Source organism: Gelidibacter sp. (assembly GCF_035577925.1).
Lineage (GTDB): Bacteria > Bacteroidota > Bacteroidia > Flavobacteriales > Flavobacteriaceae > Gelidibacter.
The window spans coordinates 1-1,628 of record NZ_DATJCY010000256.1 but is presented as its reverse complement, the minus strand read 5'-3'; the positions used below and the strand labels follow the sequence as shown (position 1 = coordinate 1,628).

Sequence of the window (1,628 nt, the reverse complement as noted above, 5' to 3'; positions counted from 1 at the left end):
AATTGCGCCACCACGCCAGAAATCCGGCGAGAAATAGAATCATCATATACAATCACCTTCCCGATGATTTCCTCTAACTGTAAAGATGGAAAAAACTCCTGCGCCCTTGTATCGGTAAGCACCACCTTATCAGGCGCATCCAAAGCAGTTAAAGCATTTCCCGCAAGCCATTGATAATCCAACATGCTGAAATAATCCACATTGGTAGAAACTAATCGAATATCATTATCTCCATTTTCAAATTGGCGAATCGGAGTATCTGCGCCATCATTGATCACAGCACGGTGATGGGATTTATAGAACATGGGCACTACCTTTTCCACGCCTGTAATATCATTTTGCAAAGCATTCAATATCGGCAACGAAACTCCCGCAAAACCACTTTCCCGATTACGATCGGGATCTAAACTTTTGGAAACGACCTGATATATATTTTCAGAATCGGAAAACTTTTTATCAAAACTGTATTCAAAACTGACCATTCTAAAAATAATCCAGGCAACACAGATACATACACTAAGGCCAAGGATATTCAGTAGGGTAAAAAGGCGGTTTCGCCATAATTTCCTGAAAATAAATTTGAATTGTGTCATAAGATTTCTTTTTTGATAGTGATTTTTTTTAGTGCTTTTACTGATCTTAACTTCTGCTTTTTACAATTCCGCCATCTAATAAATTGATGATCCGCTTTCCATATTCAGCGTTTTTTTCGGAATGCGTTACCTGAATAATGGTAACTCCTTGTTTGTTGAGTTCGGTAAAAAGTTCCATGATTTCTTCGCCCTGTTTGGAATTGAGATTTCCTGTAGGTTCATCGGCCAACAGTAATTTTGGCGAAGTTGCTAAAGCTCTTACAATGCCAACTAGTTGTTGCTGACCGCCAGAAAGTTGTGCCGGGAATAAATCTTTTTTCCCGACAATATTAAACTTATCAAGCAAATCGGCCACAATGGCTTTTCGTTCTTTGCCAGATAGATTTTTATAAATAAGCGGTGTTTCAATGTTTTCATACACCGTCAATTCATCAATCAGATGATACGATTGAAAAATATAACCCATATAGGATTGAAATAATGCCGTTCGTTTTTTGTGTTTTAAGGCAAAAACATCTTCGCCCATAAAATGGTATTTGCCTTCATTGGGCTCGTCCAACATTCCGATAACATTAAGCAATGTCGATTTTCCTGAACCTGAAGGTCCCATAATGGAAATAAAATCACCTTCTTCAATTTCAAGATTAATGTCTTTTAGCACAAACGACGGAAGTCCGCCCACTTGGTACCATTTAAAAATATTTTCTAATTTGATCATAATTTCTACTTTATAAATTGTTTAATCATTCAAAGATCGCATCAAGCTTGCGTAATAATAATAATCGGATTTTATGGCGGCTACTGCTTCTTTAAATTCCTTTTTTAAAACCTCATTATCAGGCATTGTTGAAGCAATTCTTTTTAAAATTTCCGCTTGATAGTAATCAGATTCTATTTTTTAGTGTAACCGATTAATTGACTCCATTCTTTTTCAACTTTGATATTATCCGTGATCAGACTTCGTAATATTGCCGCTTGATAATAATTGTTTTCAATTTGTGAAGCAACATTCATAAACTGCTCAAACCGAACATC

The 1,628-nt window shown here is 36.2% G+C and carries 2 protein-coding genes; both read right to left on the bottom strand.

Annotated features, from left to right (window positions below; all coding sequences use genetic code 11):
* Positions 1–593 (bottom strand): ABC transporter permease (locus VNJ50_RS10300; RefSeq protein ID WP_325581555.1); only part of this gene is annotated, 593 nt, incomplete at its 3' end.
* A gap of 46 nt (positions 594–639) precedes the next feature.
* On the bottom strand, positions 640–1,311 hold the full coding sequence (locus tag VNJ50_RS10295; protein WP_414652886.1) for an ABC transporter ATP-binding protein: 672 nt from the start codon (positions 1,309–1,311) through the stop codon (positions 640–642).
* Between the last annotated feature and the right edge of the window lie 317 nt (positions 1,312–1,628).